Consider the following 3,432-nt stretch of genomic DNA (forward strand, 5'->3'; position numbering starts at 1 on the left):
GTTGGAAGATAAAAATCACTATATACTTTTAATTTATGACCAAGAATATTTCCATTTCCAAGCCCTGATAAATTATAGTAACTATGGTTTGTTAAATTTAAAATAGTTGTACTATCCGTTGTTGCTCGAAAATAAAAGTGCACTTGATTACTTTCATCTAATCCTATCGTGTGAATCACATCTAAATTACCAGGATAACCCGACTCTCCATCAACTGACAGCCTATGAAAATGAATCATTATAGATTCAAAGTTTTTTTCAATATCATACTTCCAAATATATTTATCAAATCCCCTAACACCCCCATGAATATGATTACCTGTAATTGCTTCATTTTGTTCTAGCTTGTAACCTTTCCCATTTAATTTAAATTCACCATTTCTTATGCGATTTGCAAAGCGACCAACCACAGCACCAAAAAATGGATGGCCTTCATAATATTTATCAAATGAATCATAGCTTAAAACGACATTATCAATATTTCCATTTAAATCCTTAACTTTAATTGCAGTAAGGATACATCCATAATTAGTAACACTAATACTCATTCCGTTATTATTAGTTAATGTAATTAAATCAACAAGCTCCCCATCCAATACACCAAAATCATTAACCAAGACTTCCATGCAATCTCCCTCGAAATAAATAAAATTGGGAATGGCTGTATATTATAATATACATTACGCCATCCCCTTGATTAGTATATTATTGCAAAGCAGATTTATCTTCTTCAGCAATTCTGATTTCACAAGCCTTAACTACATTTTCAAACCGTTCTAACCACTTCTTGCTTTCTTCATTACTTTCTTTAATATAATTATCTGTCACAGATGCAGACATTGTTTTGAATGCTTCTTTTTCTTTATCGGTTGGATTATAGATTTTCCCGCCAGCCTTTTTAAACTCCTCATAAGCATCATACTCTTTCCATTTTGGATAGGATCTCAAATATTGATTTTGTGCAGAAACCGCATCAACAATGACCTTTTTCAGATTATCAGGCATTGAATTAAACTTATCATTATTCATAATCCACGCCCCACCCATATACGCATGACCATCTAAAATAATATATTTTAAACTTTCATGAAATTTCATTTGAACAATATCTACAATGCCATTTTTAGTTCCATCAACCATTCCTGTAGATAATGCCGTATAAACTTCAGGCCATGCAATTGGAGTTGGGGATCCTCCTAACGCGGTTACTAACTTTTGTTGAATCGCTGCGGGTACGGTTCTTAATTTCAATCCTTTTACATCTTCCGGACTATGAACTTCTTTCTTAGTTGTCGCAATATTTCGCCATCCTCCAGAGTTTGAAATCATCATTAATCTTAGGCCATTAGTTTGTTTTAAAACATTTTCTCTAACATCGTGCATAAAATCTTTATCATCATATACGCATTCAGCAACCCTATCATTCGGTAACAAATACGGCAGATCAAAACCTTCCATAGGTTTCCAATAATAAGCTAGTTCTGGAACAGTAGTTTGGAAATAATCAAACATTCCTGATTGCACCCCAGCAAGGCATTCTTTTGCATTGCCACATAATTGGCCACTTGGATAAATATCCACCGTAATTTCACCATTAGAGTGAGATTCTGCTATATTTTTAAATACTAGTAGTGACTGATAGTTATAACTATCAGGATTAGTTACAATTGGTACTGTAATTTTATAATTCGCTGCTTGAGCTATGACTGATACAGATAACATTAATAGAGAATTTGCTACAATTTTTTTCAATTTCATGAGAAACTCCTTTGTATAAAGTTTAGATTAAAACACTACATTAACCCTAATAGTTTAGGTAAGCCAATCACTAATGCAGGGAAAAATGAAATAAGAAATATAATAAAAAACTCTACAAATAAGAAAGGTAATATTGCTTTTGAAATTTTTTGCAAGGGGACACCTGATACTCCAGAAGCCACAAAGAGAACTAATCCCATAGGCGGAGTGGCAAGTCCAATTGATAAATTAGAAACCACTACCACACCGAAATGGACAGGATCAATACCGACATTAGTCATAATTGGAGCTAAGATTGGGGCAAAAATTAATATAGCCGGGCCAGCATCAAGAAACATTCCAACAATAAATAAGAAAATATTAATGATAAAGATAAGTATGTATTTATTGTCAGTTATTGAATATAAAAAAGAAGTTATTTCTTTAGCGACACCAGATAGGCTCACTGCAGAAGCGAAGCCACTTGCAGCAGCAACTATAATAAGTATTGCAGCCGCATTAACTCCCACTCTTGCAACCATTGGAAAAACTTCCTTAAGTTTTAGGTTTTTCATTATCCATACAGAGAGGATTAGTGCATAGAATACGGCTACTGCTGCAGCTTCTGTCGGTGTAAAAATCCCGCCATAAATTCCCCCTAATATAATAATCGGAGTAAATAATGGTAAGATTGCCAATTTTAAGCCAGCTACACGTTCTGTTCTCGTTGCTCGCTCAAATTGCTCAACTTCGGGATATTTCTTCATTTGAACCCGGTTTACAAGCATTAGACCTATACATAGGATAATTCCAGGAACAACACCTCCCATAAACATGGCTGCGACAGAAGTATTCATTACAAATGCATATATTAACATTATCCCACTTGGCGGAATAATTGTTCCTAAAACGGTAGCAGCTGCTGTCAGAGCTGCCGCATAAGTACGATCATATTTATAGCGGACCATCTCCGGTATTAGCATATTACCAATAGCCGATGTAGCGGCGACCGCAGATCCTGTTAATGCTCCAAAAAGTGTTGAGGCCAAAATAACGACATGCCCTAAACCACCGCGCATATGTCGCACCATTGTTTGGGAAAATGTGATAATTCGAGTCGTTATTCCTCCACTCACCATAAACTCACCGGCGAGCATAAAAAATGGCAAAGCTAATAATAAGAAGCTATCTAATCCTGAATAAAGTCTCTGATAAAGCATATTGATAAATAGAACTTTATCATCCTGAAATAAGGCTATTGCAGGAGATAATCCTAATGCAAATAAAACCGGTACTCCAACCAATAGAAGAATAAGAAAATAGACAACAAAAATTGGCGAAACCATACATTACACTCCCTTATTCTCATCAATTTTTTCGAAACTGATAAAGTTATTAAGCTCACTAATAATTTTTTGAAAAACAGATAATAGAGTTATTGAAAATAGCACTGGAGGCATAATGTAAATATAATACATTTTAAAAGACAAGCTATTTGCCATCACATTTCCTCTTAAAAAGAAATTCCATCCGAAGTAGATCCAAATTAATATTGTCACTAATGCAAAAATATGTATCAACATCATTAAAACATGAAAAAATCTATTTCCTTGTGCTTTTTCCAGCAGAAATGTCATCGCAATATTTTTATCCTTTAGATAAATAAAAGGCATACATAAGTACGTCATGTATATC

General features: G+C 34.1%; 4 protein-coding genes. All 4 read right to left on the reverse strand.

Annotated elements, in window-relative coordinates:
* A partial coding sequence (locus FHQ30_RS12640; RefSeq protein WP_500692272.1) for an aldose epimerase family protein occupies nucleotides 1-626 on the reverse strand: 626 nt, incomplete at its 3' end.
* Nucleotides 627-705: 79 nt separating this feature from the next.
* Nucleotides 706-1,758: a TRAP transporter substrate-binding protein gene (locus tag FHQ30_RS12645; RefSeq protein WP_139611269.1), complete on the reverse strand. Its 1,053-nt coding sequence runs from the start codon at nucleotides 1,756-1,758 to the stop codon at nucleotides 706-708.
* A 35-nt stretch (nucleotides 1,759-1,793) separates the two neighbouring features.
* Nucleotides 1,794-3,083 (reverse strand): TRAP transporter large permease, encoded by a 1,290-nt coding sequence (locus FHQ30_RS12650; RefSeq protein ID WP_139625187.1) that lies wholly within the window; start codon nucleotides 3,081-3,083, stop codon nucleotides 1,794-1,796.
* A gap of 3 nt (nucleotides 3,084-3,086) precedes the next feature.
* On the reverse strand, nucleotides 3,087-3,432 hold a 346-nt coding region (locus FHQ30_RS12655; protein WP_139625188.1), incomplete at its 5' end, for a TRAP transporter small permease subunit.

Source organism: Testudinibacter sp. 'clade 2' (genome assembly GCF_006227735.1).
Lineage (GTDB): Bacteria > Pseudomonadota > Gammaproteobacteria > Enterobacterales > Pasteurellaceae > Chelonobacter.

Excerpts from the sequence above, each read along its gene's own strand:
- FHQ30_RS12645 (WP_139611269.1), bottom strand. The coding sequence starts at position 1,758 with ATGAAATTGAAAAAAATTGTAGCAAATTCTCTATTAATGTTATCTGTA.
- FHQ30_RS12650 (WP_139625187.1), bottom strand. The coding sequence starts at position 3,083 with ATGGTTTCGCCAATTTTTGTTGTCTATTTTCTTATTCTTCTATTGGTT.